The sequence below is a fragment of the Rhodococcus sp. F64268 genome (genome assembly GCF_023015605.1).
GTDB lineage: Bacteria > Actinomycetota > Actinomycetes > Mycobacteriales > Mycobacteriaceae > Rhodococcus.
In genome coordinates this window covers 145,938-171,605 of the sequence record NZ_JALKAI010000007.1, presented here as the reverse complement: position 1 = coordinate 171,605, position 25,668 = coordinate 145,938, and the positions used below count along the sequence as shown (strand labels likewise).

22 protein-coding genes and 1 tRNA gene are annotated in these 25,668 nt (G+C 65.9%); 8 read left to right on the top strand and 15 right to left on the bottom strand.

The window, feature by feature from the left end; translation table 11 throughout:
- Positions 1 to 220: 220 nt before the first annotated feature.
- Genes thrB through argS form a run of 5 tightly spaced genes read right to left on the bottom strand, consistent with a single transcriptional unit; the run spans position 221 to position 6,669 of the window.
- Positions 221 to 1,150, bottom strand: coding sequence for a homoserine kinase (gene thrB / locus MWU77_RS18090; protein WP_247274404.1), 930 nt, complete (start codon positions 1,148 to 1,150; stop codon positions 221 to 223).
- 35 nt (positions 1,151 to 1,185) lie between these two features.
- The gene (gene thrC / locus MWU77_RS18085; RefSeq protein WP_247274403.1) at positions 1,186 to 2,277 is read right to left on the bottom strand and encodes a threonine synthase; all 1,092 of its coding nucleotides are present in this window, start codon (positions 2,275 to 2,277) and stop codon (positions 1,186 to 1,188) included.
- The gene (locus MWU77_RS18080; RefSeq protein ID WP_169689864.1) at positions 2,274 to 3,602 is read right to left on the bottom strand and encodes a homoserine dehydrogenase; all 1,329 of its coding nucleotides are present in this window, start codon (positions 3,600 to 3,602) and stop codon (positions 2,274 to 2,276) included. The genes thrC and MWU77_RS18080 overlap by 4 nt, the downstream gene beginning before the upstream one ends.
- The gene (gene lysA / locus MWU77_RS18075; RefSeq protein ID WP_169689863.1) at positions 3,599 to 5,020 is read right to left on the bottom strand and encodes a diaminopimelate decarboxylase; all 1,422 of its coding nucleotides are present in this window, start codon (positions 5,018 to 5,020) and stop codon (positions 3,599 to 3,601) included. Before lysA ends, MWU77_RS18080 begins: the two co-directional genes overlap by 4 nt.
- Positions 5,017 to 6,669 carry an arginine--tRNA ligase gene (gene argS, locus MWU77_RS18070; protein WP_169689862.1) on the bottom strand — a complete coding sequence of 551 codons (1,653 nt, stop codon included), beginning with the start codon at positions 6,667 to 6,669 and terminating at the stop codon, positions 5,017 to 5,019. The genes lysA and argS overlap by 4 nt, the downstream gene beginning before the upstream one ends.
- A 132-nt stretch (positions 6,670 to 6,801) precedes the next feature.
- On the opposite strand from argS, the gene MWU77_RS18065 reads away from it, so the two are divergent.
- The 3 genes from MWU77_RS18065 (at position 6,802) to MWU77_RS18055 (ending at position 8,572) form a co-directional block, all read left to right on the top strand.
- Positions 6,802 to 7,641, top strand: a complete 840-nt coding sequence (locus tag MWU77_RS18065) for a DUF3105 domain-containing protein (RefSeq protein WP_169689861.1) — start codon at positions 6,802 to 6,804, stop codon at positions 7,639 to 7,641.
- A 2-nt stretch (positions 7,642 to 7,643) separates the two neighbouring features.
- A complete protein-coding gene (locus MWU77_RS18060) occupies positions 7,644 to 8,375 on the top strand; it encodes a DUF305 domain-containing protein (protein ID WP_169689860.1) in 732 nt (243 codons plus the stop codon).
- Positions 8,376 to 8,496: 121 nt separating this feature from the next.
- Positions 8,497 to 8,572 (top strand) — tRNA-Arg (locus MWU77_RS18055).
- Positions 8,573 to 8,625: 53 nt separating this feature from the next.
- Here MWU77_RS18055 and MWU77_RS18050 read toward each other — a convergent pair.
- Both MWU77_RS18050 and MWU77_RS18045 read right to left on the bottom strand, forming a co-directional pair.
- Complete coding sequence (locus MWU77_RS18050) at positions 8,626 to 9,615, bottom strand: MBL fold metallo-hydrolase (protein WP_247274402.1); 990 nt, start codon at positions 9,613 to 9,615, stop codon at positions 8,626 to 8,628.
- Between the two features lie 68 nt (positions 9,616 to 9,683).
- Positions 9,684 to 10,805, bottom strand: a complete 1,122-nt coding sequence (locus MWU77_RS18045) for a 3'(2'),5'-bisphosphate nucleotidase CysQ (protein WP_247274401.1) — start codon at positions 10,803 to 10,805, stop codon at positions 9,684 to 9,686.
- A 130-nt stretch (positions 10,806 to 10,935) separates the two neighbouring features.
- Here MWU77_RS18045 and MWU77_RS18040 point away from each other — a divergent pair, with 130 nt between their 5' ends.
- The 3 genes from MWU77_RS18040 to MWU77_RS18030 are packed head-to-tail and all read left to right on the top strand — an operon-like array spanning position 10,936 to position 14,051.
- Complete coding sequence (locus MWU77_RS18040) at positions 10,936 to 12,102, top strand: hypothetical protein (RefSeq protein ID WP_169689857.1); 1,167 nt, start codon at positions 10,936 to 10,938, stop codon at positions 12,100 to 12,102.
- Positions 12,099 to 12,890, top strand: coding sequence for an SDR family oxidoreductase (locus MWU77_RS18035; protein WP_247274400.1), 792 nt, complete (start codon positions 12,099 to 12,101; stop codon positions 12,888 to 12,890). The genes MWU77_RS18040 and MWU77_RS18035 overlap by 4 nt, the downstream gene beginning before the upstream one ends.
- Before the next feature lie 12 nt (positions 12,891 to 12,902).
- Positions 12,903 to 14,051 carry a sulfotransferase gene (locus tag MWU77_RS18030; protein ID WP_169689855.1) on the top strand — a complete coding sequence of 383 codons (1,149 nt, stop codon included), beginning with the start codon at positions 12,903 to 12,905 and terminating at the stop codon, positions 14,049 to 14,051.
- On the opposite strand, the gene MWU77_RS18025 is transcribed toward MWU77_RS18030, so the two are convergent.
- Positions 14,036 to 14,605 carry a low molecular weight phosphatase family protein gene (locus tag MWU77_RS18025; RefSeq protein ID WP_247274399.1) on the bottom strand — a complete coding sequence of 190 codons (570 nt, stop codon included), beginning with the start codon at positions 14,603 to 14,605 and terminating at the stop codon, positions 14,036 to 14,038. The two genes, MWU77_RS18030 and MWU77_RS18025, sit on opposite strands and share 16 nt — an antisense overlap.
- Before the next feature lie 241 nt (positions 14,606 to 14,846).
- On the opposite strand from MWU77_RS18025, the gene MWU77_RS18020 reads away from it, so the two are divergent.
- Together MWU77_RS18020 and MWU77_RS18015 are read left to right on the top strand one after the other, a co-directional pair.
- Positions 14,847 to 15,851: an ABC transporter substrate-binding protein gene (locus tag MWU77_RS18020; RefSeq protein WP_206040299.1), complete on the top strand. Its 1,005-nt coding sequence runs from the start codon at positions 14,847 to 14,849 to the stop codon at positions 15,849 to 15,851.
- 30 nt (positions 15,852 to 15,881) lie between these two features.
- The gene (locus MWU77_RS18015) at positions 15,882 to 16,409 is read left to right on the top strand and encodes a MarR family winged helix-turn-helix transcriptional regulator (protein WP_169689853.1); all 528 of its coding nucleotides are present in this window, start codon (positions 15,882 to 15,884) and stop codon (positions 16,407 to 16,409) included.
- Positions 16,410 to 16,471: 62 nt separating this feature from the next.
- Here the strand turns inward: MWU77_RS18015 and MWU77_RS18010 are convergent, their stop codons facing one another.
- The 7 genes from MWU77_RS18010 to MWU77_RS17980 all read right to left on the bottom strand — a co-directional run bounded on the left by MWU77_RS18010 (position 16,472) and on the right by MWU77_RS17980 (position 25,660).
- Positions 16,472 to 17,248 (bottom strand): enoyl-CoA hydratase, encoded by a 777-nt coding sequence (locus tag MWU77_RS18010; protein ID WP_169689852.1) that lies wholly within the window; start codon positions 17,246 to 17,248, stop codon positions 16,472 to 16,474.
- Positions 17,245 to 18,153 carry a 3-hydroxyisobutyrate dehydrogenase gene (gene mmsB, locus MWU77_RS18005; RefSeq protein WP_247274398.1) on the bottom strand — a complete coding sequence of 303 codons (909 nt, stop codon included), beginning with the start codon at positions 18,151 to 18,153 and terminating at the stop codon, positions 17,245 to 17,247. Before mmsB ends, MWU77_RS18010 begins: the two co-directional genes overlap by 4 nt.
- Positions 18,154 to 19,215, bottom strand: a complete 1,062-nt coding sequence (locus tag MWU77_RS18000) for an enoyl-CoA hydratase/isomerase family protein (protein WP_169689850.1) — start codon at positions 19,213 to 19,215, stop codon at positions 18,154 to 18,156.
- The gene (locus tag MWU77_RS17995; RefSeq protein WP_169689849.1) at positions 19,212 to 20,366 is read right to left on the bottom strand and encodes an isobutyryl-CoA dehydrogenase; all 1,155 of its coding nucleotides are present in this window, start codon (positions 20,364 to 20,366) and stop codon (positions 19,212 to 19,214) included. Before MWU77_RS17995 ends, MWU77_RS18000 begins: the two co-directional genes overlap by 4 nt.
- Before the next feature lie 12 nt (positions 20,367 to 20,378).
- Entirely contained in the window at positions 20,379 to 21,911 is a 1,533-nt protein-coding gene (locus MWU77_RS17990; RefSeq protein ID WP_247274397.1) for a CoA-acylating methylmalonate-semialdehyde dehydrogenase, read from the bottom strand.
- Between the two features lie 141 nt (positions 21,912 to 22,052).
- Positions 22,053 to 22,811 carry an SWIM zinc finger family protein gene (locus tag MWU77_RS17985; RefSeq protein ID WP_169689847.1) on the bottom strand — a complete coding sequence of 253 codons (759 nt, stop codon included), beginning with the start codon at positions 22,809 to 22,811 and terminating at the stop codon, positions 22,053 to 22,055.
- Complete coding sequence (locus MWU77_RS17980) at positions 22,811 to 25,660, bottom strand: DEAD/DEAH box helicase (protein WP_247274396.1); 2,850 nt, start codon at positions 25,658 to 25,660, stop codon at positions 22,811 to 22,813. Before MWU77_RS17980 ends, MWU77_RS17985 begins: the two co-directional genes overlap by 1 nt.
- Between the last annotated feature and the right edge of the window lie 8 nt (positions 25,661 to 25,668).

Sequence of the window (25,668 nt, the reverse complement as noted above, 5' to 3'; positions counted from 1 at the left end):
AGTGAATGCCCTGGAGAACCCGGCGACACGAGCGCACGACGTGCGGACATCCTCAGGATAGCGACGTTCTGCACGCAGGGCAAGAATCTATGTGACGCGAGGTTCTTGTGTGATGCACCACTCTCGCTCCCCGGCCGGGTCCGTCGACGACAACGGCCGGCCCGGATCTCCGGGCCGGCCGTCTCGTCACGATCACGCGACGTGATCACAGCGGTGGCAGTCAGTCGGTCTGCACCCCATCGGCGATGGGAAGGTCGAGCACGGTGAGGTCATCCGCCTCTGCAGCCGCGCGGAGTTCAGCCGGGATCGGTTCGGTTGTCAGGGCAAGTACCGTCGGCCCCGCCCCGGACACGGTCGCCGCGATCCCCGCACCGCGAAGAAGCGAGATCCACTTGGTGGTCAACGGCAGCGCCGGAGCACGCTGCGCCTGATGGAGCAGATCCTCGGTTGCCTGCATCAGCAGATCGGGTCGCTCGGTGAGCGCGACGACCGCGAGCGCAGCGCGACTTACATTGAACGCGGCATCACGATGCGGGACCAGGTCGGGCAGCAATCCACGAGTGTGGGCGGTCGACGACCGGACGGACGGAACGAGGGCGACGGCGTTGATGGACGGGTGCACCTTCAACGACACCGCTTTGTAGGCGCGGCGCTCCGAGTCGACCTCGGCCTCACTCCACGAGACGACAGCACCGCCGAGAACGCTCGCCGACGCATTGTCGGGATGTCCCTCGAATTCCGACGCCAACTGCACGAGCTGCGCTGAGTCGAGAGCTTGCTCCGGCGCGATCTTCCGCACCAGACCGTTCGCGGCAGCAAGCCCGCCCACAGCCGCAGATGCCGACGAACCCAATCCTCGCGAATGCGGAATCACGTTGCGACACAAGACATCCAGTCCGTCCGCCCACACGCCCGCGGCTTCGAGCCCACGTTCGACCGCGCGCACCACCAGGTGCGACGGCCCCCACGGCACCTCCTGCGCCCCCTCCCCTTCGACACGCACGTCGAGGCCGGAACCGGTTGTGGTGACGGTGATCTCGTCGTACAGCCCGAGCGCCAATCCGAGCGTGTCGAATCCGGGTCCCAGGTTGGCGCTCGAGGCCGGCACCCGGGCTGTCACCGAGACCCCTACGGGCAACGTCTGCGTCATGTCCTGTTTCCCAACGGAGGAGGGCGAGGCGGTCACTAGGCCAGCTCGAGCGCCGATGCCACGGCCACGGGATCGACCGGGATGGGTTCGACGACGGGCACATCGCGCAGCGCGGTGTCGGGGTCCTTGAGGCCGTTGCCGGTGACGGTGCACACGATCTTCAGGCCGGGCTCGAGCCGGCCTTCCTTACGTGCCGCGAGTAGACCCGCGATCGACGCTGCCGAGGCAGGCTCGACGAAGATCGACTCGGTCTTGGCGAGGAGCCGGTAGGCCTCGAGGATCTCCTCGTCGGTAGCCGCACGGAATGCCCCACCCGACTCGTCCTTGGCTGCAACAGCACTGTTCCACGAGGCAGGCGCACCGATCCGGATTGCGGTGGCGATCGTCTCGGGATTGTTGACCGGATGACCGAGGACCAGCGGGGCAGCACCGGCAGCCTGAACGCCGAGCATGCGCGGTCGACGAGTGCTCATCCCATCCGAGAAGTACTCGGAGTACCCCTTCCAGTACGCGGTGATGTTGCCTGCGTTGCCGACGGGCAGCACGTGCACGTCCGGTGCGTCGCCGAGCGCGTCGACGATCTCGAATGCAGCGGTCTTCTGGCCCTCGATGCGCACAGGGTTGACCGAGTTGACGAGACCGATGGTGTCGAACTCGGAGGTGGTCTTACGGGCCAGTTCCAGGCAGTCGTCGAAATTGCCCTCGACCTGAACGATCTTCGCACCGTGCATGACGGCCTGTGCGAGCTTGCCCATGGCGATCTTGCCCTGCGGGACGAGGACGGCGCATCCGATCCCGGCCTTCGACGCGTACGCGGCGGCAGAGGCCGAGGTGTTGCCGGTGGAGGCGCACAGCACGGCCTGCTTGCCGGATGCGAGCGCCTCGGTGACGGCCATGGTCATGCCGCGGTCCTTGAACGAGCCCGTGGGGTTGAGACCCTCGACCTTGATGTGCACCTCACACCCGGTGAGCTCGGAGAGCCGTTCCGCCTGGAGCAGCGGGGTACCGCCCTCGCGCAGCGTCACCGTCTTCCAGTCGTCACCGATCGGGAGGCGGCCGCGGTACGCCTCGATCAGACCCGGCCACGGGGTGTGCACGGGGGTGGTGTTCTTGTCGACCGCACTCATTCGGCGGATCCCTCCAGTCTCAGGACGCTGGTGACAGCAGTAACGGATTCGAGATTCTCGAGCGCGGCGACGGTGTCCGCAAGCGCCCGGTCGGTGGCTCGGTGCGTGAGCACCACCAGACGAGCGCCGTCGCCGGCACCCTCCTGGCGCACAGCGGAGATACTGACACCCCGCGTGGCGAATTCGGCGGCGACAGCAGAGAGCACGCCGGCACGGTCGGCGACCTGCAGGTTGACGTAGTACCGGGTGACGATATCGCTCATCGGGGCGATCTCGAGCTTGGCGTACTTCGATTCGCGCGGACCCCGGCCACCCTGGACACGGTTACGCGCCGCCATCACGAGATCCCCCATGACCGCGGATGCGGTGGGCGCTCCCCCGGCTCCCTGGCCGTAGAACATGAGGCGACCGGCGGCCTGCGCCTCGACCACAACGGCGTTGAACGCACCGGCAACGGTTGCCAGGGGATGTTCACGCGGCACGAGAGCCGGATACACGCGGGCCGAGACACGGTCGCGGCCGTCCGGCCCTGCGATGCGTTCGCAGATCGCCAACAGCTTGATGGTGCAGTTGAGCGCACGGGCCGAGGTGAGGTCGGCGGCGGTGATCGAGCTCATGCCTTCGCGGTAGACATCCGAAGCAGTCACGCGGGTGTGGAAGGCGATGGACGCGAGAATCGCAGCCTTGGCCGCGGCGTCGAATCCTTCGACGTCTGCAGTCGGATCGGCTTCGGCGTAGCCGAGGCGGCCTGCTTCGGCCAATGTCGTCTCGTATTCGGCGCCGCTTTCGTCCATGGCGGACAGGATGTAGTTCGTCGTGCCGTTGACGATGCCCATCACCCGGTCGACGCGGTCGCCCGCGAGCGACTGGGTCAGTGGGCGGATCACCGGGATGGCGCCGGCGACGGCGGCTTCGAAGTACAGGTCGGCATTGTGCGACTCGGCCGCCTCGGCCAGTTCACCGGTGTAGGCAGCGAGGAGCGCTTTGTTCGCAGTGACCACCGACTTGCCTGCGTCGAGCGCGGCGCGCACCAGCGTGCGGGGTAGTTCGATACCCCCGATGAGTTCGACGACGAGGTCGACATCGTCGCGACGGACGAGCGCTTCTGCATCGGTCGTCAGCAGCTCCGCGGGAATTCCACGATCGGACGATGCGTCGCGCACCGCGACGCCCCGCAGTTCCAGGGGCGCACCGATGCGCTCTTGCAGGTCGAGCGCATCCTGCCGGATGATGTTGACGACCTCGGCACCAACGGTGCCGTGGCCGAGAACCGCAACACCGAGGGGCCGCTGCCCGGATGCACCCTCCGCCGTTGTGCTGGTCACTCCGTAACCTCCAAGCTCAGCAGATCTTCGATCGTTTCCCTACGCAGCAGGACGCGAGAGACCCCGTCCTTGACTGCCACGACAGCGGGGCGGGTCAGCATGTTGTACCTGCTGGACATCGAGTAGCAGTATGCACCGGTCGCCGCGACAGCCAGCAAATCTCCCGCACCGACGTCGCCTGGCATCCACGCGTCTCGAATGATGATGTCACCACTCTCGCAATGCTTACCGACCACCCGTGCGACGACAGGTTCGGCTTCGCTCCTGCGCGACACGAGCCGCGACTCGTACTCCGCCTGATACAGGGAGGTTCGGATGTTGTCGCTCATCCCACCGTCGACGCTGATGTAGCGCCGGCTCTGGCCGGCACCGACGGCCACGTCCTTGATGGTGCCCACCTCGTAGAGGGTGATGGTGCCCGGGCCTGCGATGGCGCGTCCCGGCTCGACGGCAAGGGTCGGCGTAGGCAATCCGACCAGTGCCGACTCCGTACGCACGATGTCGTTGAGTTTCGCCGCGAGGTCGGTGACCGGCGGCGGATCGTCGCTCGGCACGTACGAGATTCCGAGACCACCGCCGAGATCGACGATGTGCAGCTGCGAGGTCTTGTCGACCCCGAATTCGGCAACGATGTCGCGCAGCAGCCCGATGACACGGTGAGCAGCGAGTTCGAATCCGTCGACATCGAAGATCTGGGAGCCGATGTGGCTGTGCAGCCCGACCAGGCGCAGGTTGTCGGCCGCGAACACCCGGCGTACAGCGTCCATCGCGTGGCCGCCCGCCAGGGAGAGACCGAACTTCTGATCCTCGTGCGCGGTGGAGATGAATTCGTGGGTGTGTGCTTCGACACCGACGGTGACGCGAATCAGCACATCCTGAACGGCATCCAATTCACCGGCGATGGCATCGAGGCGGTCGATCTCGGCGAGCGAGTCCAGCACGATGTGTCCGACGCCGAACTCGACGGCGGTGCGCAGTTCGGCCACAGACTTGTTGTTGCCGTGCAGCGCGATCTTCTGAGCCGGGAAGCCTGCGCGCAGCGCTACCGCGAGTTCGCCCCCGGATGCGACATCGAGGCACAGGCCCTCCTGGTGCACCCACCGGGCGATCTCGGTGCACAGAAACGCCTTGGACGCGTAATGGACACGCGCTTCGGGGCCGAAGGCCTCAGCGATCTCACGGCACCGCGACCGGAAATCGTCCTCATCCACGACGAACAGCGGTGTGCCGTAGGTCTCGGCGAGTTCGGTGACGGAGACACCCGCGATGTGGGTGACGCCGTCGTCACCGCGGCTGGTGTTACGCGGCCACACGTGCCGGTGGAGCTCGTTCAGTTCGGTGGCGTTCTCGGGTCGTTGTGGCAGACCGGGCGCGTGCGGGATCTCTGCGTGCCGCGGGCCCGCGGGATGCGCGTTCACATCCGCTCCGGTGCACTGACGCCGAGAAGACCGAGCCCGTTGGCGAGGACCTGACGTGCGGCAGCACACAGAGCCAGACGAGCGGTGTGCAGGTCGCCGGGCTCTTCGTCGCCCTGCGGCAGGATGCGGCATGCGTCGTAGAACCGGTGGTAGGTACCGGCGAGTTCTTCGAGATATCGCGCCACGCGGTGCGGCTCCCGCAGTTCCGCTGCCTTCGCGACGACCCGCGGGTATTCACCGATGGTGCGGATCAGGTCGCCTTCGCGGTCATGGGTGAGCAGGGCCAGATCGGCGCCCTCCCCGCTCAGGCCGAGGTCGGCAGCGTTCCGCGCGATCGACGACAGGCGCGCGTGCGCGTACTGGACGTAGTAGACGGGATTCTCACTCGAGGCGGACGCCCACAATGCCAGATCGATATCGATGCTCTGATCCACGGACGAGCGCACGAGCGAGTATCGGGCAGCGTCGACGCCGATGGCTTCGACGAGGTCGTCGAGCGTGATCACTGTGCCTGCGCGCTTGCTCATCTTCACGGCCTGGCCATCGCGCACGAGATTGACCATCTGGCCGATCATGACCTCGACGGTGTCGGGATCGTCGCCGAACGCAGCGGCAGCCGCCTTGAGCCGCGCGATGTAGCCGTGGTGGTCGGCGCCGAGCATGTAGATGCACAGATCGAAGCCGCGGGAGCGCTTGTCCTGGAAGTACGCGATATCGCCGGCGATGTAGGCCGCATTGCCGTCCGATTTGATGACGACGCGGTCCTTGTCGTCGCCGTAGTCGGTGCTCTTGAGCCACCACGCACCGTCGTCGAAGTACAGGTTTCCGGACGCTTTGAGGGTCTCGACCGACTTTTCGACGGCGCCGGACTCGAACAGCGAGTTCTCGTGGAAGTACACGTCGAAGTCGACGCCGAACTCGTGCAGCGTGCGTTTGATGTGTTCGAACATCAACTCCACGCCGACCGACCGGAACGCTTCGTTCCGCTCGTCCTCGGGAAGTTCGAGCACGCCGGGACGCTGGTTCTGGACCGACTGCGCGATGTCGACGATATAGGCGCCTGCGTAACCGTCCTCGGGGGCGGGTTCGCCGAGCGCGGAGGCGATGAGCGACCGGGTGAAACGATCGATCTGCGCGCCGTGATCATTGAAGTAGTACTCGCGGGTGACCTCTCCGCCCTGCGCGGTGAGGATGCGGCCGAGCGCATCACCGACCGCCGCCCAGCGGGTGCCGCCGAGGTGGATGGGGCCGGTCGGGTTCGCGGAGACGAATTCGAGGTTGATCTTCGTGCCCGCGAGGACGTCGGCGCTGCCGTACGCGTCGCGCTCCCCGAGCACCTTGGCGACTATCGCACCCTGTGCGTCGGCCGCGAGCCTGATGTTGAGGAAGCCGGGGCCTGCCACATCGGCGGAGTCGATGCCGTCGGCGGCGGTGAGCGCTTCGGCGAGCCACGTCGCGAGATCACGGGGATTCACGCCGACCTTCTTGGCAACCTGCATCGCGACATTGGTTGCGTAGTCGCCGTGCTCGGGGTTGCGAGGCCGCTCGACAGTGAGGGTCGCAGGCAGTACAGACGCGTCGAGGTCACGGTCGGCGAGCACTCTCGCGGCGGTTCCGTGGAGCAATTCGGCAAGATCGGCAGGAGTCACAGGTGTTCATCCTATTGGCTGCGGGGTAAAGGTGCGGACGGTCCCCCGCTGCCGGCGCCCGTAGAGTTGACGATGTGTCGTACCCGATGGTGCGCACGTTCGCCTGTCCATCCGTCGAAAGAGCACCCAGCGATGCCCAGCGGTCCGAGCAACGGCAGTTCCGGCAAGAAGAACACCGGCGCAAAATCGTCGAAGGCCATCCAGGCCGCCAAGAAGAACAGTGGCGGGGCCAAAGGCCTCCCGAAGCAGCGTCAGATTCCGTGGCTGACGATCGGTGGCATCGTCGCTGTCGTCGCACTGGTCGCTGTGATCGCGGTCAGCATCATTCCGCAGTACCAGGACAAGCAGGAGTTGTCGGCCTGGGTGCCGACCGAGGAGAACCAGGACCCGTCGCTGGCCATCGACGGCGTGGTCAATATCGAGTATCCGGCGGGCCAGCACGTAGCTCCCACCCAACGGGTGGCCTACGACCAGAACCCGCCGTTCGGCGGACCGCACGACGCGATCTGGGCCACCTGCACAGGGACCGTGTACGAGCAGGCCGTTCGCACCGAGAACATGGTCCATTCACTCGAGCACGGTGCAGTCTGGATCGCCTACAACCCCGATCTCCTCGACGACGCAGCAATCGAGACGCTCGCGGCGAAGGTCGACGGACGCACGTACATGTCGATGTCGCCGTACCCCGGACTCGACACGCCGATCTCGTTGCAGTCGTGGGGTCACCAGCTCAAGGTCGACAGCGTCGATGACGAGCGCATCGATCACTTCATCGAAGCACTGCGCCTGAACCGGTACACCTACCCCGAGATCGGTGCGAGCTGCTCGACGCTGCCGTCGTCGTTCGATCCCGCGAATCCGCCTCCGTTCGATGCGTCCGCACCCGGCCCCGACGCGGTACCGATGGACGGCGGCACCGCGGACGGCACCGAGCAGATTCCCGCCGACATGCAGGCACCGGCAGGGAGCTGACGATGAACATCCCGGACGATCTGACGCGCGACTCGACCGGCCCCGCCCACGGGACCGGGAACCGTCGGATGCTGCTGGTGCTCGCTGCGGTCGCTGTGCTGGCGGTCGGCTTCCTGCTCGGGTTTCTCGCGCGGATCCCCCTCGAGGACTCGCGGCCGGCGGATCCGACGGCAGGTTCGGTGGATGTCGGGTTCTGCCAGGACATGACGGTTCATCACAACCAGGCGATCGAGATGTCGGCGATTGCGGTGACGAGCTCGCAGGATCAATACGTTCGCAATCTCGCCTACGACATCCTCACGACCCAGCAGAATCAGGTCGGACAGATGGAGGGCTGGCTCACGATGTGGGGGCAGCCACCGCTGCCGTCAGGCCCCTACATGACTTGGATGAGCGAGGACAGCGGTCATTCGCACGCGAGTACGGGCGAGGGCCACGGATCCGACTCGAAGGCAGGTTCCGACGGAATGGCCATGATGCCGGGGATGGCCTCTTCCGAGGATCTCGCGAACCTGCGCGCGGCGACCGGTATCGAGCAGGATGTGCTGTTCCTGCAGTTGATGCTGCGTCACCACGAGGGTGGGCTGCCGATGATGGAATACGGCGCGCAGTACGCGAGCGAATCGGTCGTTCGGGGCCTGGCTCAGAAGATGGTCGACACACAGACCAGCGAGTCCGAGCTGATGACGTCGATGCTGGCCGAGCGCGGTGCCGAGCCACTCCCGATGAACTGATCGATGGTCCGGCGTACCCCCGCCTGGGTCAGTAAACCGGCCCTGACCAGCCGATGTGGTGTTGAGCCGACAATGCGCTAGGCTGACTCCCGCACCACTGGTCACCCAGCGGGCCCGGATTGCCCTCGTAGCTCAGGGGATAGAGCGCTTGCCTCCGGAGCAAGAAGTCGCAGGTTCGAATCCTGCCGAGGGCACCACGACGCCCCCCGCTTCATTACGAGGCGGGGGGCGAACTCGTTCCGGTGGATCCTCAGACCCGCACGAAACGGGCGGGATGACTGCCGGGTACGAGTCGAGCACGTCCACGTTCGATGAGGTGACGCAGGTGCGCCGACCCTTCGGACATCGCCATCTGCTTACCGCGCGCCGGTGTCTCGTCCCACGGCCGGTACCACTTCATGCGGGACGTGGCCTCCCACAGCGTGAGCCCTTCGTCACCCAGCGATTCGTAGAGGTCGTCCAGGCGCTCCTCGTGGTGTTCGACCAGTGCCGCCGTCCGGGCCGCAAGGTCGTCGATGGGTTGGCGATGTGCAGGAAGAGTACGCCGCGCAGGAAGTTTCCCCACCGCACCCAGCGACTCGATGAATTCGCCGAGCGCATCCCGCTCCGCAACGGGAAAATCGAATTCACCGACGTGCGGTGTGGTCTTGGCGAGCACGTGGTCGCCGCTGAACAGGATCTCGTGTTCCTCGATATAGAAGCACGCGTGCCCGGGAGTGTGGCCGGGCGTGAACACGGTGCGGAGCGTGCGTCCGGTGAGCGGGATGATCTCCCCGTCGGTGAGTCTGCGATCGGGTGCAGCCTCCGGTTTGCCCTCACCCTTGCCCGAGTCGGCGAGGTATTCCTCGATCTGCTCGGGTGGGGCTCCCGCGATGCGCCATTGCTCGACAGCGCGTTCGCTCCAATCGGCATCGGACATCATGTGGCCGAGCTGCTCGAAGTCCGATTCGTGCATTCCCACCCAGCAACCGGAGGCCTCGCGGAGACGCGCCGTGAGGCCTACGTGGTCGGGATGGAAATGGGTGACCACGACGCCTTCGACGTCGGTCACGGACAAGCCTGCGGTGGCAAGCCCCTGCTGCAATGCGTTCCAGGAGGTGTCGTTGTTCCAGCCGGCGTCGACCAGAACCACGCCGCGCGGGGATTCCATCGCGTAGACCTGGGTGTCGCCGACCGGGAGGTCAGCAACGGGAACGGGGATCGCGTGAATTCCGTCGCCGATATCGAGTGAAGCTGTCATGGCACCGCCTGATTCTGATCTGTATCGCTTTGCGCACTATTCGTCGCTTTCGAAAGTAGCTCAAAGGTTCAACTGATTGGCGGATTGGGTTCGATGATCGCGACGATCGACCGAATATCGCCTGCGGGGATGTGGAAATGCTCGACGACCGAAACCGTCGTCGTCCGGTCCGGACCTGCAGCGATGTCGAGCAGAAAGCGGGCAACGACGTCGTGGTGCCATTCGTGGAACGTCAACTCGCGCACCCGGCGGAGCGACCGGTACTCCGCCCCGTTCTCCAGGCGGTCTCGGATTTCGGTCCCGCTGTCGCCGGTACGCTGCCCGTTTTCGACGCGCCATGCGTCTTCAGCGAGCCGCACATGCGTTGCATCGTGGCTCAGGAGCGAGCGAATGTAGGCGCGCGCCATCGCCACCCGAGCACTGTCGGTGGGCTCGTCCGCGTGTTCGGACACGGCGGCCATGAGTGTGGGAGCCCAGTCCGGGCGGCAGATCACCAGATCGGGCAGGTACGGATGGGGCCTGTTGTATTCGAGGGGGGCGCCGTCGATTCGGGCGCAGAACATGCCCGCAGCCTGCGCGACCGCGACGGGTGCAGCCGAATCCCATTCCCATTGGCCCCCTGCATGCACGTACGCGTCGGCTTCGCCGCGTAGGACCGCCATGGCCTTGGCCCCCGCAGATCCCATACGTACGAGGTCGGCGCCCACCTTCCTCGCGACCTCACCGATGAACGCGGGAGGACGGCTGCCGCTGATCACAATGGAGGGCCGGTACCGTCCGAGGGGTTCGTGGGCGAGGGCCGGTTCGTCGTTCGTCGAGTAGACGGCCCCGATCGCGGGCTGCGCGACGGCCGCGGCGGTGAGTCCCTTTCCTGCCTGCCACAACGCAACGTGGACTGCCCAATCGATGTAGCCGGGCCTGCCGTATTCTTTCGAGCCGTCGAGCGGATCGATGATCCATACCCGCTCCGCGTCGATGCGCGCCGGGTTGTCGGCCGATTCCTCCGAGAGCACCAGGTCGCCGGGTCGCGCAGACGCGATCCGCTCGAGTATGTATGCGTTCGCAGCGTGATCACCACGGCGTCCGAGTTCGCGCCCGTAGTGTTCGTACCGTGCAGTTGCGCGAATGGTCAGCAACAGTTCTCCTGCGCCCGCGGCGATCTCGGTGGCCAGGGCTGCGTCGTCGGTCATGCACTCCACAAAACCATGGTTCCTGCTCGCCGGGACCCGCGACCGTTGACCAGTTACTAGAACGCGTTCTATTGTCGGCTGCGGAAGAAGCTCACCGCAGCGGTAGACATCGGACGTTCAGGAGAACCGCGTGCTCACCGATCCACTGACAGCGGCCATCGCCGAAGCCGAGAAACTCGTGGCCACCGCACCGCACATCCGCACCGAACAAGACTTGACGGAGGGCTACGAGTACCTCGCCGGGGGAATCTCCGCGTGCGTGCACGCCGCGTTCGTGCACAGCAGTACACATCCGACATTCATCACGGGCACCGGTCCCTACGCCAAGATGGGTCTCGACAATCCCGACACTCTGTACTGGGGCGCTCCCGTGCGGGACAACGCCGAGTACGTCGTTACAGGACGTCGCGGCACCACCTGCGATCTGAGCTTCCAGGTGATGGCCGGTAATTACACCGATACGAACGTGCCCGGCAATGTGACAGCGTTCGACGATCGCGCGATCCGCATCGCGGACGACGACACCTTCGAGATCCGGTTCGGGCCCGGCCCCGAAGATCCCACGCGCAACTACTTCCACCTGTCCCCTGGTTCGTCGCAGCTCGTCGTCCGGGAGGTCTACAGCGATTGGACCCAGCAGCGCGGAACGCTCCGCATCGACCGGCTCGACACCTTGGGTACTCCCGCACCCGCCCCCACTCGCGACGACGTCTCTCGACGGTACGAGCGCGCCGCCCGCGCCCTGGTGTCGCGTGTGAAGACATGGCTGCAGTTTCCTCAGTGGTTCTATCTGGATCTTCCCGTCAACACCCTCACCGAGCCGCGTCGCACGCCCGGTGGGCTCGATACCCAGTACTCCTCGGTCGGTCATTTCGAGCTCTCGGACGACGAGGCGATGATCATCACGCTGCCCGCATCGGACGCCCCCTACCTGGGCTTCCAGCTCGGCAGTCTGTGGTACGTCTCGCTCGACTACACCGGTCACCAGACGTCGCTCAACAACTCCCAGGCACAGGTCGATCCCGATGGAATCATCCGGATCGTCGTTTCGAACCGCAATCCGGGGGTGACCAACTGGGTCGAGACCGTCGGTCACGACCGCGGCATCCTGCAGTTCCGCTGGCAGCGCCTCGACCGCCACCCGGGACCCGGAGAGGGTCCGGTTGCCGAAGTGGTCGCAGTCGACCGAGTGCCCGAGCTGCTGCCGTTCCATGGGTCGAATCGCATCACGCCGAACGACTGGGCGGCGCGCATCGCCGCCCGCCGGAGCGGCATAGCGGATCGGATGCTCGCGTGAGCGCCCCGGCGGGCCTCCTGCGCGATCAGGTGGTCGTCATCTCGGGTGTCGGCCCCGGCCTCGGCCGCACACTCGCGGTACGGTGCGCCGAGCACGGCGCCGATGTCGTTCTGGCCGCTCGCACCCCGGAACGACTCGAACAGGTCGCGGCGGAGGTCACCGCGCTGGGCCGCCGCGCGGTGGCCGTCCCCACCGATATCACCGATGACGACTCGGCCGCCCACCTCGCACAGGTCGCGGCGCACGAGTTCGGGCAGGTCGACACCCTGGTGAACAACGCGTTCTCGATTCCCGCGATGAAATCGTTGGTGCGCACCGATTTTCAACATATTCGTGACAGCATCGAACTCACCGTGCTCGGCGCGCTCCGACTGACCGGACTGTTCACCGACCTACTCGGAACCGCGAAAGGTTCTGTGGTGAATGTGAATTCGATGGTCCTTCGGCATTCCCAAGAGCGCTACGGCAGTTACAAGCTGGCGAAGTCCGCACTACTCGCATCGTCACAGTCGCTTGCGACGGAACTCGGACCGAAAGGGATTCGCGTCAATTCCGTTGCCCCAGGATATATCTGGGGCCCGATTCTGCGCGGCTACTTCGAGCATCAGGCAGAGAAGTACGGCATGACGGTCGACCAGATCTACGACCACACCGCGGCCGCGAGCGATCTGAAGCGCCTGCCCACCGTCGAGGAGATCGCCGATGCTGTGATCTTCCTTGCCTCGCCGATGGCATCGGCGATCACAGGCCAGTGCCTCGACGTCAACTGCGGCGAATACCACCACTGACGGGGACTGATCATGACCGAACGCACCACGATCGGCACCGCCGAATCGCTACACGAGTCCGCAACGCGCCTGACGGGCCTGACCGATTTCGGAACCGACAACTACAGCGAGGCACTCGGCGTCCTGCTCGACTCGTACGAGCGCGACGAGAAACTCACCCCACTCGGCAGCAAGATGTCGCGGGTGTTTCTGCGCGGAGCACTCGTCGCGCGGCTGTTGTCCGAGACCGCGTGGGCTCAGCACCCCGCGCACGCAGACGTCGAGATCACGCGACCGATCTTCGTGACGGGCCTGCCTCGCACCGGCACCACCGCACTGCATCGCCTCCTCACCGCCGACCCTGCCCACCAGGGTCTCGAGATGTGGCTGACCGAGATGCCGCAACCGCGCCCGCCCCGCGAGTCCTGGGGCGACAATCCGGTGTTCGCCGGGATCGAGTCGGCGTTCTCCCAGCATCACGTCGAGCACCCGGAGTTCATGGGTGTGCACTACATGTCGGCCGCCGAGGTCGAGGAATGCTGGCAACTCTTGCGCCAGTCGTTCCGGTCGATCTCGTACGAATGCCTCGCTCATCTGCCCACCTACTCGCAGTGGCTCGCCGGTCAGGACTGGACCGATGCGTATGCGCGCCATCGACGCAATCTTCAACTGATCGGCCTACCCGACGCCGGCAAGCGATGGGTGCTGAAGAACCCGAGCCACCTCTTCGCCCTCGACGAACTGCTCACGGTCTACCCGGATGCCCTCGTCGTGGTCACGCATCGCGACCCCCGCACGGTCATCCCTTCGGTCTGCAGCCTTGCCGCCCAGGCGACCGAGGGGTGGTCGGAGACATTCGTCGGCGACACCATCGGCCGCAGTCAACTCGACCTGTGGTCACGGGGTTACGCAACGTTCACCGAGGCCCGGTCGCGACACGACCCCGCACAGTTCGTCGACGTCGACTACCGGGACTTCGTCGCCGATCCGCTGGAGACGATCAGGGGCATCTACGACCGGCTCGACACCGACCTCACCATCGAGGCGGAGCGTGCGATGACGGCGATTCATGCCGAGAGCCGCAGCGGATCCCGCAAGCCCGCACACCGGTACACCCTCGAGGAATTCGGGTTGTGCGCCGAGGCCGTCGACGAACATTTCCCCGACTACGCATACCGCTGAATACGCCACCCGGCGACGGCCGGGTCGTTCCCGGCGTGACGCGTGGTGAGGATGTCGAGCAACGGAAACAGGGCCGCCGCGATCCGGTCCCCCGTCTCGACGAACTTGCGTTCCGACAGCCCGACCGGGTCGGGGATCCCCGGACTTCCGTCGGCATCGCTGGTGGAGCGATAGGCGTCGAGCCTCGCGACGGTGTCGGCTCCGGTCACGGTGGCGATCCGGTGCGCCTCGGTGAGGGTGAACGACTTCATCGATGAACCCGCGGCCAGTGCGCTGACCCGGTCGCGCTGGTCACCGGTCATGGTGAGCACCAGCGCTGCCCGTGCGATCATGTCCGAATCGACGCGGCGTGCTCGCCGTTCGGTCACGTGACCGCCCAGTCCCTCGATCACCGCGGCGGCTCGCGGTTCGATCGGGAACCCGACAAGTGCCCGGGTCCCGGCGCTCTCGGCGGTGAGTCCGCTGATCTGTCGTTCGGCGGCGTATGCGAGCGTGAGCCGCTCGGCGATCACGGAGCGGCACACGTTCCCGCTACAGACGAACAGAATGTGCACCCGCGCACTCTAGCGCCGACAGTATGCGCGCCTGACGTGCGCAGATGTTGGTCACCGCGGGTGAAGCCGCCGTTCACCGAGCCGACACCTACACGTCACCGAGCGCAGATTCGGAGCTGACCGACGGTGCCGGAACGACTCTCCGTCACTCTCGAACGAGACGGGGACGGTGCAGTCGACCGATACTTCGGTTAGCCTGACCTTCTCGCGGAGACGCCGCGGTTCAGGAGGTGTTGTGCACGTGTCGATTCGAAGAAGGATCATCCCGCTGTGCGCCGCGGTGTTGACAGCGTTCGCACTCACGGCGTGCGGACAGGATTCGGGGACGGACACGGGGGCGGACACGGCGGAGCGGAGTTCCGCGGAGGAGACCCGCGCCGTCGCAACCCCTATGGGAGAGGTGACGATTCCGGCTGACCCGCAACGCGTCGTCGTATTGAACTACGCGCTGGCAGGCTACCTCTACCACCTCGATGTTCCCATCGTCGGCGTCACACCCGAGGACGCGGACGTGGCGGGAACCTTCTCGGAGTTCTGGGCGGACGATGCAGAGGCTGCCGGAACCGAATTCCTTCCGTGGTCCGTAGACGGCTTCGATATCGAGGCCATCGCAGCGATGAATCCCGATCTCATCATCGCGGGCGGCGTCGGGTTCCCGTACCTTCAGGCTTCGGAGGCCTACGACAACCTCACCACGGTTGCCCCGACCGTGCTCGTGGACCGGCAGTTCCAGACCTGGCAGGAACAGTTCGGGTACCTCGCGAACGACGTGTTCGACCAGTCCGACGTACTCACGCAGCTGACGCAGGAGTACGAGGACCGCAGGACCGAGGTGATCGAGTCGATCACACCACCGCCCAACCCGGTCTCGTACGTCACGATCACGGCGGACGGCACTCCGTACGTCCTGATCGAGAACATGGGGCTGCCCGCCGATCTCGCCGACTTCGGGTTCGAACCGGCCCCCGTGTTCGCGGACAGCGGCGCCGAGCCCTACACGGAAGGCGGCGACATGTTCGAAGTCTCCCTGGAGACCATCGGGCAGGTCGTGACCACCCCGTCGGTGTTCGTCACCGGGTTCAACGGTCCCGGCCCGTCCGTCGAGGAACTGAAGGCCAACCCCATCTATGCCGCCCTTCCCGCATTCGCCGCCGGACACGCCTACGACATGCCGTATTGGGCGATCCGCGCAGACTACGACGAGTCGATGGCGTTTCTCGACCACCTCGAGGAGCAGTTCGCCTGACAGCCGCTCCGACGTGGGATGATCGAAAGTATGCCCGCACCACTTCCGCTCGACCCCATCGCCGAAGCCCACCGCCAGTGGACCCTCCACGGCTGGGGCGAGGTCGCCGACGGCATGGCCGCTGTGACCTCGGTTATGCGGGCCCAGCAGATCATGATCGCCCGCGTCGAGGAGGTCCTCAAACCGTTCGGTCTGACGTTCGCACGCTACGAACTGCTGACTCTCCTGCACTTCACGAAGTCGGGGGCGCTTCCGATGGCCAAGGCCAGTGCTCGACTACAGGTGCACCCGACCAGCGTCACCAACGCCGTCGACCGACTCGAAGGCGCAGGCCTCGTTCGACGCACGCCGCATCCGAGCGATCGTCGCGCCACACTGATCGAATTGACCGATGCCGGGCGCACGCTCGCCGTCGAGGCAACGGAGAAGCTCAATGCCGAGGTGTTCGCACGCCCCGGCATCCCGGAGGCAGACCTCGACGAACTGCTCCGAGTCCTGTCCGTGATGCGCCACGACGCAGGTGATTTCGACACAGGTGGCACGCCGACGAAGTGGTGAACGAGCAGTGAGGGCCGCCCCGGTCGGGGCGGCCCTCACTCGTCTCTACCGAATCCGCACGATCAAGCGTGCTTGAACTCCGGTGCGCGCTTCTCGATGAACGCGGCCATGCCTTCCTTCTGGTCGGCGGTCGCGAACGTCGAATGGAACACGCGGCGTTCGAATTTCACACCCTCGGCGAGCGTGGTCTCGAACGCGCGGTTGACCGCTTCCTTCGCCATGATCGCAACGGGCAACGACTTCGAGGCGATGGTCGTCGCCGTCTCGAGCGCGGCGTCGAACAGCTCGGCCACCGGCACGATCCGCGACACGAGCCCGGCGCGTTCGGCTTCCTCTGCGTCCATGTTGCGACCGGTGAGAACCATTTCCATCGCCTTGGCCTTGCCCACGGCGCGGGTCAGTCGCTGCGAGCCACCGATACCCGGGATGACGCCGAGGTTGATCTCGGGCTGCCCGAACTTCGCGGTGTCGGAGGCGATGATGAAGTCGCACAGCATCGCGAGTTCGCAGCCGCCACCGAGCGCGTAGCCGGAGACCGCGGCGACGATCGGGGTGCGTGCGGCCGAGAGGCGGTCCCACTCGGAGAAGAAGTCCTCCCCGTACACCTCGCTGAACGTCTTGGGCGCCATCTCCTTGATGTCGGCGCCGGCGGCGAAGGCTTTTTCGGAACCGGTGAGCAGGATCGCTCCGATCTCGGCGTCGGCATCGAGCTCCTCGACTGCCGCAACGACCTCGTGCATCAACTGGCTGTTGAGGGCGTTGAGCGCCTTCGGCCGGTTGAGCGTGATGATTCCGACTCGGCCCTTACGGTCGAGCAGGATGGTCTCGAACTCGCTCACTTGCTGTCCTCTTCTGTCGAACGGGTACGGATGTCGTTGATGATCGCAGAGAAATCGAGACCACCGCCGCCACCCTCGTTGAACCGGTGGTAGAGCTCCGCCGCGCGCAGACCGAGTTCCGCATCGACACCGTTGGTGCGGACCGCATTCGAGGCCAGGCCAAGGTCTTTGTCCATGAGTGCGACAGCGAATCCGGGTTGGTAGTCGTTGTTCGCCGGAGTCGTCGGGACCGGGCCCGGCACCGGGCAGTTGCTCGTCAGTGCCCAGCACTGTCCCGACGCGTTGGAGGCAACGTCGAACAAGGCTTGGTTGTCGAGGCCGAGCTTCTCGCCGAGTACGAACGCCTCGCTGATCGCGATCATCGACACACCGAGGATCATGTTGTTGCAGATCTTCGCGGCCTGGCCGTTGCCCGAACCGCCGCAGTGCACGACCTTGCGTCCCATGACCTCGAGCAACGGCTGCGCCGACCCGAAATCGTCCTCGGATCCGCCGACCATGAACGCGAGGGTGCCCGCAGTCGCACCGGCGACACCGCCGGACACGGGTGCGTCGATGGCGCGGTGTCCCGCTGCCTGTGCGCGGGATGCGGCCTCACGAGCGTCGGCGACGTCGATGGTGGAGCTGTCGACGAACAGGGTGTCGGCCTTCGCGGTGGGCAGGATCTCGTCGTAGAGGTCCAGCACGAGCCTGCCGTTGGGAAGCATGGTGACGACGACGTCCGCGTTGCCCACGGCCTCGACCGCCGAGGCGACGATGGTGACGCCGTCCTTGGTGGCCTGTTCCGCAGCGGCGGGGACCGGGTCGAATCCGGTCACGGCGTAGCCGGCCTTCACCAGGTTCGCGGCCATCGGGCCGCCCATGTGCCCGAGTCCGAGGAAGGCAACGCTGGGGAGAGTGCTCATCTATCGATCTCCTTCAGGGACGGCGAGCCCGAGTTCGAGATCACCGAGCGGCTGGAAGTAGGCGTCGACGTCCGCGTCGGTGACGTCGGTGAGGGTCGCGGGGCTCCACGCGGGGTTGCGGTCCTTGTCGACCACCTGCGCGCGGATTCCTTCGACGAGATCATGGGTCTTCAACGACGCGAGCGACACTCGGTACTCCTCGTTGAGGACCTCTTCGAGGGTGTCGAGCTGCCGGGCGTGCCGCAACGACCGCAAGGTCGCCTCGAGCGCGACCGGAGACTTGCCGAGGATCGTCTCGGCTGTGGCCTGAGCGTCGGGAACATCACTGGCACGGAGTTGTTCGACGATCGCGCGAACGCTGTCGGCGGAGTAGGCCGCGTCGATCCAGCTCTGCTGCGCGAGCACGTCCGATTCCGGTGCGGGCTGCGAGTATTCGGCCAGCGCCTCTTCGACCGAACCCGATTCGAGCGCGGTGACGAACTTGTCGAGTGCTTCGGACGGGACGAAGTGGTCGGCGAACCCGAGTGCGATCGCGTCGCCCGCCTTCATTCGCCCGGTGGTCAGGGCGATGTGTGTGCCCAGCTCCCCCGGGGCTCGCGAGAGGAGGTAGGTTCCGCCGACGTCGGGAATGAACCCGATTCCGACCTCCGGCATTGCCAGAGAGGAACGTTCGGTGACGATCCGCACGTTGCCGTGCGCCGAGATCCCGATGCCGCCGCCCATCACGATGCCGTCCATGATCGCGACGTACGGCTTCGGGTAGCGGCCGATCGCGGCGTTGAGGATGTACTCGTCGCGCCAGAACTCCTGTGTGCCGGTGCCACCGTCTTTCGCATCGTGGTAGATCGCAACGATGTCACCTCCCGCGCACAGACCACGTTCGCCTGCGCCGGAGACCACAACGGTCCGGATCGTGTCGTCGGTGGACCATTCGAGCAGCGCCTCGGCCATCGCTTGGACCATGGTGTGGTTGAGCGCGTTGATCGCCCTCGGCCGGTTCAGAGTGATCCGGCCGAGCCCGTTCTTCGCCTCGATGAGGATCTCGGGTTCGTTCCCCGTCATGCCGCTCCTGTCTGGGCCGCCGCCACCACGCTCCGCGCGATGACCAGCCGCATGATTTCGTTGGTTCCTTCCAGGATCTGGTGAACGCGCAGATCTCGCACGATCTTCTCGATCCCGTACTCGGCAAGGTAACCGTATCCGCCGTGCAACTGCAGGGCCTCGTTCGCCGCGGCGAAACCCGCGTCGGTCGCGAACCGCTTCGCCATCGCACAGAGTTCCACGACGTCGGCGGCCTCGGTGTCGAGCGCGTCGGCGGCCCGCCACAACAGGGTGCGCGCCGCTTCCAGTTCGGTGCGCATGTCGGCGAGCCGGAACTGCAGCGCCTGCGCATCGAGCAGCCGCTCACCGAATGCCTTGCGCTCAGCGAGATATGCGACTGTCCGATCGAGAGCGGTCTGGCCGCCGCCGACCGAACACGCAGCGATGTTCAGTCGTCCGCCGTTGAGCCCGTGCATCGCGATCCGAAAGCCGCCGCCTTCCTCGCCGAGGAGATTCTCCGCGGGAACGCGGGCGTCCTCGAAGATCACCTGTCGGGTGGGCTGGGCGTTCCAGCCCATCTTCTTCTCGTTGGCGCCGAACGACAGCCCCGGGGTGTCCTTCGGGATGATGAACGCGGATATTCCGCGGGCGCCGGTGTCGCCGGTGCGGGCCATCACCACGTACACGTCGGATGTGCCTGCACCCGAGATGAATTGTTTGACACCGTTGAGTACGTACTCGTCGCCGTCCCGGACGGCCTTGGTGCTCAAGGCAGCGGCGTCCGAACCGGCACCCGGTTCGGTGAGGCAATAGCTGCCGAGGTGCTCCATCGAGCACAGGCTCGGCAGCCACCGGCCACGCTGTTCGTCGTTGCCGTATTTGTCGATCATCCACGCCACCATGTTGTGGATCGAGATGTATGCGGCGATCGACGGGCAGCCCTTGGCGAGTTCCTCGAATATGCGGACGGAGTCGAGGCGTCGCAGCCCGGACCCGCCGACGTCCTCTCGAACGTAGATTCCTCCCATGCCGAGTGCTGCGGCCTTGCGCAGCACGTCGACCGGGAAGTGCTTCTCCTGGTCCCATTCGACCGCGTTCGGAGCCAGGTACTCGGTGGCGAAGTCGCGGGCGGTGTCGCGGATCGCCCGATCGTCGTCGGTGAGTGCGAACATTGTCGGTGCCGCCTAGTCCATGGTCGGGATGACGAAGTGGTCGGTGTCGGCCACGTGGGCGCCCTCGATGTCGCCTTCCTTGACACCGGAGGGGAAGCGCTGCGTGACGGTCTTGGTCTTGGTGTAGAAGCGGAAGGCATCGGGGCCGTGCTGGTTGAGGTCGCCGAAGCCCGATGCCTTCCAGCCGCCGAACGTGTAGTACGCGATCGGGACGGGGATCGGGACGTTGACGCCGACCATGCCGACCTCGACGCGGCGAGTGAAGTCGCGGGCGGTGTCGCCGTCGCGGGTGAAGATCGCGACGCCGTTGCCGTATTCGTGTTCGGTGGGCAGACGCAATGCTTCCTCGTAGTCGGCGGCGCGCACGACTGTCAGGACGGGCCCGAAGATCTCCTCGAGGTAGATCGACATACCGGGGGTGACCTTGTCGAACAGGGTGGGGCCGGAGAAGAAGCCGTTCTCGTGACCCGCGAGGACGAAATCACGACCGTCGACGACGAGCTCGGCACCTTCCTCGACGCCCTTGGCGATGTACCCGTGGACGCGGTCGCGTGCGTCGGCCGTCACGAGTGGACCGAAGTCGGCCTTCTCGTCGGTACCGGGACCGACGCGCAGATCCGCGATACGTTCGGTGAGCTTGGCGACGAGCCGGTCTGCGGTCTCCTCACCGACGGGCACCGCGACGGACAAGGCCATGCAGCGTTCGCCTGCGGCCCCGTAGGCGGCGCCGACGAGCGCGTCGGCGACCTGGTCCATGTCGGCGTCGGGCATGATGATCGCGTGGTTCTTGGCGCCGCCGAAGCACTGGGCGCGCTTGCCGTTCTTCGCGGCGGTTTCGTAGATGTACTGCGCGATCGGCGTGGACCCGACGAACCCGACGGCCTTGATGCGCGGATCTTCGAGCAGGACGTCGACGGATTCCTTGTCGCCGTTGACGACGTTGAACACCCCGGCGGGCAGGCCCGCTTCGAGGAACAGTTCCGCCAGACGCAACGGCACCGAGGGGTCACGCTCGGAAGGCTTGAGGACGAAGGCATTGCCACTGGCGAGGGCCGGGCCGGCCTTCCACAGCGGGATCATCGCGGGGAAGTTGAACGGGGTGATCCCGGCGACGACACCGAGGGGTTGCCGCATCGAGTAGACGTCGATGCCGGTGCCGGCGGAGTCGGTGAATTCACCCTTGAGCATGTGTGCTGCACCGAGGCACACCTCGATGACTTCGAGCCCTCGCTGAACGTCGCCGCGCGCATCGGGGATGGTCTTGCCGTGCTCGCTCGAGAGCAACGCGGCAAGTTCGTCCATGTTGTCCTGCACGAGTTGGACGAATCGCATCAGCACACGGACCCGCTTCTGCGGGTTCCACGAGCCCCATTCCTTCTGTGCCTCTTCGGCGTTGACGATGGCGGCCTCGACCTCCGCCTTCGTGGCGAGCGGGACGCGCGCCTGGACTTCACCGGTGCTGGGTTCGAAGACGTCCCCGAATCGTCCGGACGTCCCGGCGACATGCTTGCCGCCGATGAAATGGGTGAGTTCTCGAACGCTCATGTCGACCAGTCCTTTGAGATAGTTGTGTCGATGACCGAGGCGTAGCCGCAGACCACACCCGGAAGTATTCGACCATCCTATAGTTGGAAGTCCATGTATGTCTACCGTCACATTCCGGGCCACCGCGTATCGAGCAGTAGATCAGCGCAAACGACGGTAGAGATCCTCGAGATCGGACATACCGCGGATCACCACGGCCTCATCCGTTCCACCCGCCCGCAGAGCCCGGCGCAGCAACATCGGATCCAGATCGTCCATCGCAGGCCGGAAACGCTCGACCGGAAGCTCCGGCAGTTCGGTGTCGTCCCCGTAGAAATCACCGTCGTCGGGCTCGTCCTCCTCGACCCCTCCGATGAGTCCCGACACCTCCACACCCCGCAGCGTCAAGACGGACATCGGGTTCTCATCGACGTGCTCGGCCAACAGGAACGCGACCGCCGCAGCATGCTTACACGGCCAACCGCCGTCGGGACACGTGCAGTCGAAGTCGAGTTCACCGGCGCGGCGCGGCAGCAACAGCGGCCCGAGTTCCTCGGGCAGCACTCCCCCCGCCAGGCGCGCGAGCAATCCGGGTGACGAACGCACCCGTTCGATCAGTTCCTCGACAGCCTCGTCCGACAACGTGCGCACCGTGACGGTGGCCGTGAACGGGCGCAGTTGGCTGCCCTGCACCTCGCCGATCACGGCGCCGGGCTCGAGTCGTATGGACACCACCTGACCCGATCGCGCATACGCACGGCCCCGGGTCAGCCGGCCTTTATCGGCCACCTGTTCCATCGTCGCGATGAGTTCTTTCGACCACCAGCTGCGGCCGATCGCGCCGCGCTTGGTGCGAGCCTCCACGCCGTGCATCGCCGATTCGGCGGTGCCGTACCTGCCTGCGTTCCTCCGGCCCGCCATCAGTCACCCACCGCATCGTCGCCCAGGGTCAGCAGCGAGTGCAGCTGATCGGTGGACAGTTCGGTGATCCAGTTCTCCCCCACTCCGACCGCAAGATCGGCGAGTTCCTGTTTCCCGGTGAGCATTTCATCGATCCGTTCTTCGACTGTGCCCACGCACACCAGCTTGCGCACCTGCACGTCGCGGCGTTGCCCGATGCGAAATGCGCGGTCGGTGGCCTGATTCTCGACCGCCGGATTCCACCAACGATCCAGATGCACCACGTGGTTGGCGGCCGTCAAGTTCAGACCCGTGCCACCCGCTTTGAGCGACAGAAGCATGATCGGGGGCCCTGCACCGTCCTGCTGGAATCGGGTGACCATGTCGTCGCGCTTCGCCTTCGGCACACCGCCGTGCAGGAACGGCACCTCGGTCGCGAAACGTTGTTCGAGATACGGCGCGACGAGGGTGCCGAACTCACGGAACTGCGTGAACAGCAGGACCTTCTCGCCGTCGCCGAGCACCGATTCGACGATGTCCTCGATCAACCCGAGCTTGCCCGACCGGTGCCGCCCGCGGCGCAGCACCGGAGAGCCGTCGCCGAGATAATGGGCGGGATGGTTACACACCTGCTTGAGGCGGGTCAGCGCCGCCAGCACTGCGCCCTTACGGGCCATTCCCTCCTTGTCGCGGATCTTGCGCATCATGTCGTCGACAACGGCCCGGTACAGCGCGGCCTGTTCGGCGGTGAGGTTGGCCCGCACGGTCTGCTCGAACTTCTCCGGCAGATCGGAGATCACGTCGGGGTCGGTCTTGACGCGCCTCAGCACGAACGGTGCGGTCAGAGCACGCAGTCGTGCGGCCGCCGCCGAATCATGATCGCGTTCGATGGGTACCGCGAACTTCGCCCGGAACCCTGCAGCGCTGCCGAGCAGTTTCGGGTTCGCGAAGTCGAGGATCGAGCGGAGTTCCTCGAGCCGGTTCTCGACGGGTGTGCCGGTGAGTGCGATTCGGTGTGCTGCGTGAATAGCGCGCGTAGCCCGTGACTGTCCGGTGCTCGCGTTCTTCACGTGCTGCGCCTCGTCGAGCACGATCCGCCGCCACCACAGCTCCGTCAGCTGCGCGATGTCACGCGCGACGATTGCGTAGGTGGTGATCACCAGGTCGTGATCGGCTACCGCTGCGGCGAGCGCCTCGTCGCGCAGACGCGAAGGGCCGTGGTGTACGTAGACGCGCAGACCCGGAACGAACCGCTCTGCCTCCCGATGCCAATTGCCGACGACGGACATCGGACACACCAGCAGCGTCGGCGCCGTGCCCTCACCCGGACTGCCTGGCTGTGACACCTCCTGTTCGTGGGCCAGCAACGCGAGCACCTGCACCGTCTTGCCCAGGCCCATGTCGTCCGCGAGCACAGCACCGAGACCGAGCCTGGTCATGAATGCGAGCCAGTCGAGTCCCCGCTGCTGGTAGGGGCGTAGTTCGGTGCGCATGTCCTTCGGCACCGGCACCGGCTCGGGATGCACCTGGCCGTCGAGCAGCGTCTCGACCCACCCGGAGGCGGTGATATCGGTGACTTCGACCGGCGGCGGGTCATCTCCGGTGAACTGCGCGAACAAGGAACCGAGCGAGCCGTCCTGCTCCGAATGGGCATTGACGTATTCGGCAGCGCGGGCCAGCGCCTCATTGTCGGCGCGAACCCATTTGCCGCGTAGCTTCACCAGGTCGCTGTTCGCGGCGACGAGTTCTTCCATCTCGGAGTGTGTGAGCAACATGTCGCCGACGGCGAGTTGCCACTCGTAGGAGACGATCGCGTTCATTCCCACCGAGCTCTCGTCGGCAGTCACCGGTGCGACCGATGAATTCACCTTCAGGCGCAGCGACGGGTCGACCGTGGCCCACGCTCTCGGCAGTAGCAGCGACACGCCCGCCGCCTGCAGAGCGCGCGCGCCGTGCTCCACGAGATCGATCACGACCGGGGTCGGCAGCAGCAGATCCAGCGTGTCGGGGTCGCGCGGGACATCCTGTAGTCGCGGGTACGCGTTGAGCGCGGATCCGAGCTTGCGGACACCGATCTGAAGAAGATGCGCGTCGGTCGACTCCACCGGCAGGGGAATCGGCGACCGCCCCTCCGTCTGCAGGCACACTTCGAGACGCCACAACACGTCGGCACCGACGTCCGCATCGTCACTGTCGTCCGGCTCCACCAGGCGAAGCACGAGGCCGGGTTCGAATCCCGCGAGGCTGGCCCGCCACTCGTCGAGGGCGTCGGCCATCCGTTGGCTGCCGCGCGGATGCGGGTTGCCATCAGCCAGCGCGGCAACGAGGGGATGCAGCGACGTCGATGGCCGGTGCAGACCTCGCACGATCGGGTCGGTCAGCTCGGCACACATGTCGTCGAGCAGTGCCGCAGGACGGCCGAGCTGGCGTTGGACCGGCGGCATCGCCGCAGCGAGTTCCGCAAGCCACGCCCGTGTCTTCTCGCCGCCGAGGAGCTGCCAGCGAGCCCACCACTGTTTCTCGGCCCGCTCCAGCCCGGGCGCGACCCGGCCGGACTGCGCCCACCGTTCGATGCCACGTGCGACGTGGACGAGGAAACGCAGATCACCCGCAATTCCCTGCGCGCGGCGCGGGACGTCGAGCAGGAGTTCGGCCGCGTCGGGCGGTGCGACAGCGATGGCGGGCAGGACGCGCGGTGCGGTGTCACCGGGCAGCGTCAGCTCGACCCGGTGCCGGAAGGGCCGGTCCGTCCACCGGCGCAGCGCCGACGGTAGCTCCGCGCTGTCGGCAAGGCCGGCGGCAGGCGTTTCGTCCGGTTCGCGCCACAGCATGAGACCCGATCCCGGTGACCAGAGCCCGTGCAAGAACATCCCTATAT

What these genes read in the sequence shown, in the direction of transcription:
- MWU77_RS17995 (WP_169689849.1), bottom strand. Translation starts at nt 20,366, where the DNA reads ATGTTCGCACTCACCGACGACGATCGGGCGATCCGCGACACCGCCCGC.
- thrC (WP_247274403.1), bottom strand. Translation starts at nt 2,277, where the DNA reads ATGAGTGCGGTCGACAAGAACACCACCCCCGTGCACACCCCGTGGCCG.
- mmsB (WP_247274398.1), bottom strand. Translation starts at nt 18,153, where the DNA reads ATGAGCACTCTCCCCAGCGTTGCCTTCCTCGGACTCGGGCACATGGGC.
- MWU77_RS18000 (WP_169689850.1), bottom strand. Translation starts at nt 19,215, where the DNA reads ATGACGGGGAACGAACCCGAGATCCTCATCGAGGCGAAGAACGGGCTC.
- MWU77_RS17980 (WP_247274396.1), bottom strand. Translation starts at nt 25,660, where the DNA reads ATGTTCTTGCACGGGCTCTGGTCACCGGGATCGGGTCTCATGCTGTGG.
- MWU77_RS18065 (WP_169689861.1), top strand. Translation starts at nt 6,802, where the DNA reads ATGCCCAGCGGTCCGAGCAACGGCAGTTCCGGCAAGAAGAACACCGGC.
- MWU77_RS18030 (WP_169689855.1), top strand. Translation starts at nt 12,903, where the DNA reads ATGACCGAACGCACCACGATCGGCACCGCCGAATCGCTACACGAGTCC.
- MWU77_RS17990 (WP_247274397.1), bottom strand. Translation starts at nt 21,911, where the DNA reads ATGAGCGTTCGAGAACTCACCCATTTCATCGGCGGCAAGCATGTCGCC.
- MWU77_RS18015 (WP_169689853.1), top strand. Translation starts at nt 15,882, where the DNA reads ATGCCCGCACCACTTCCGCTCGACCCCATCGCCGAAGCCCACCGCCAG.
- thrB (WP_247274404.1), bottom strand. Translation starts at nt 1,150, where the DNA reads ATGACGCAGACGTTGCCCGTAGGGGTCTCGGTGACAGCCCGGGTGCCG.
- MWU77_RS18045 (WP_247274401.1), bottom strand. Translation starts at nt 10,805, where the DNA reads ATGACCGACGACGCAGCCCTGGCCACCGAGATCGCCGCGGGCGCAGGA.
- MWU77_RS18050 (WP_247274402.1), bottom strand. Translation starts at nt 9,615, where the DNA reads ATGACAGCTTCACTCGATATCGGCGACGGAATTCACGCGATCCCCGTT.
- MWU77_RS18060 (WP_169689860.1), top strand. Translation starts at nt 7,644, where the DNA reads ATGAACATCCCGGACGATCTGACGCGCGACTCGACCGGCCCCGCCCAC.
- MWU77_RS17985 (WP_169689847.1), bottom strand. Translation starts at nt 22,811, where the DNA reads ATGGCGGGCCGGAGGAACGCAGGCAGGTACGGCACCGCCGAATCGGCG.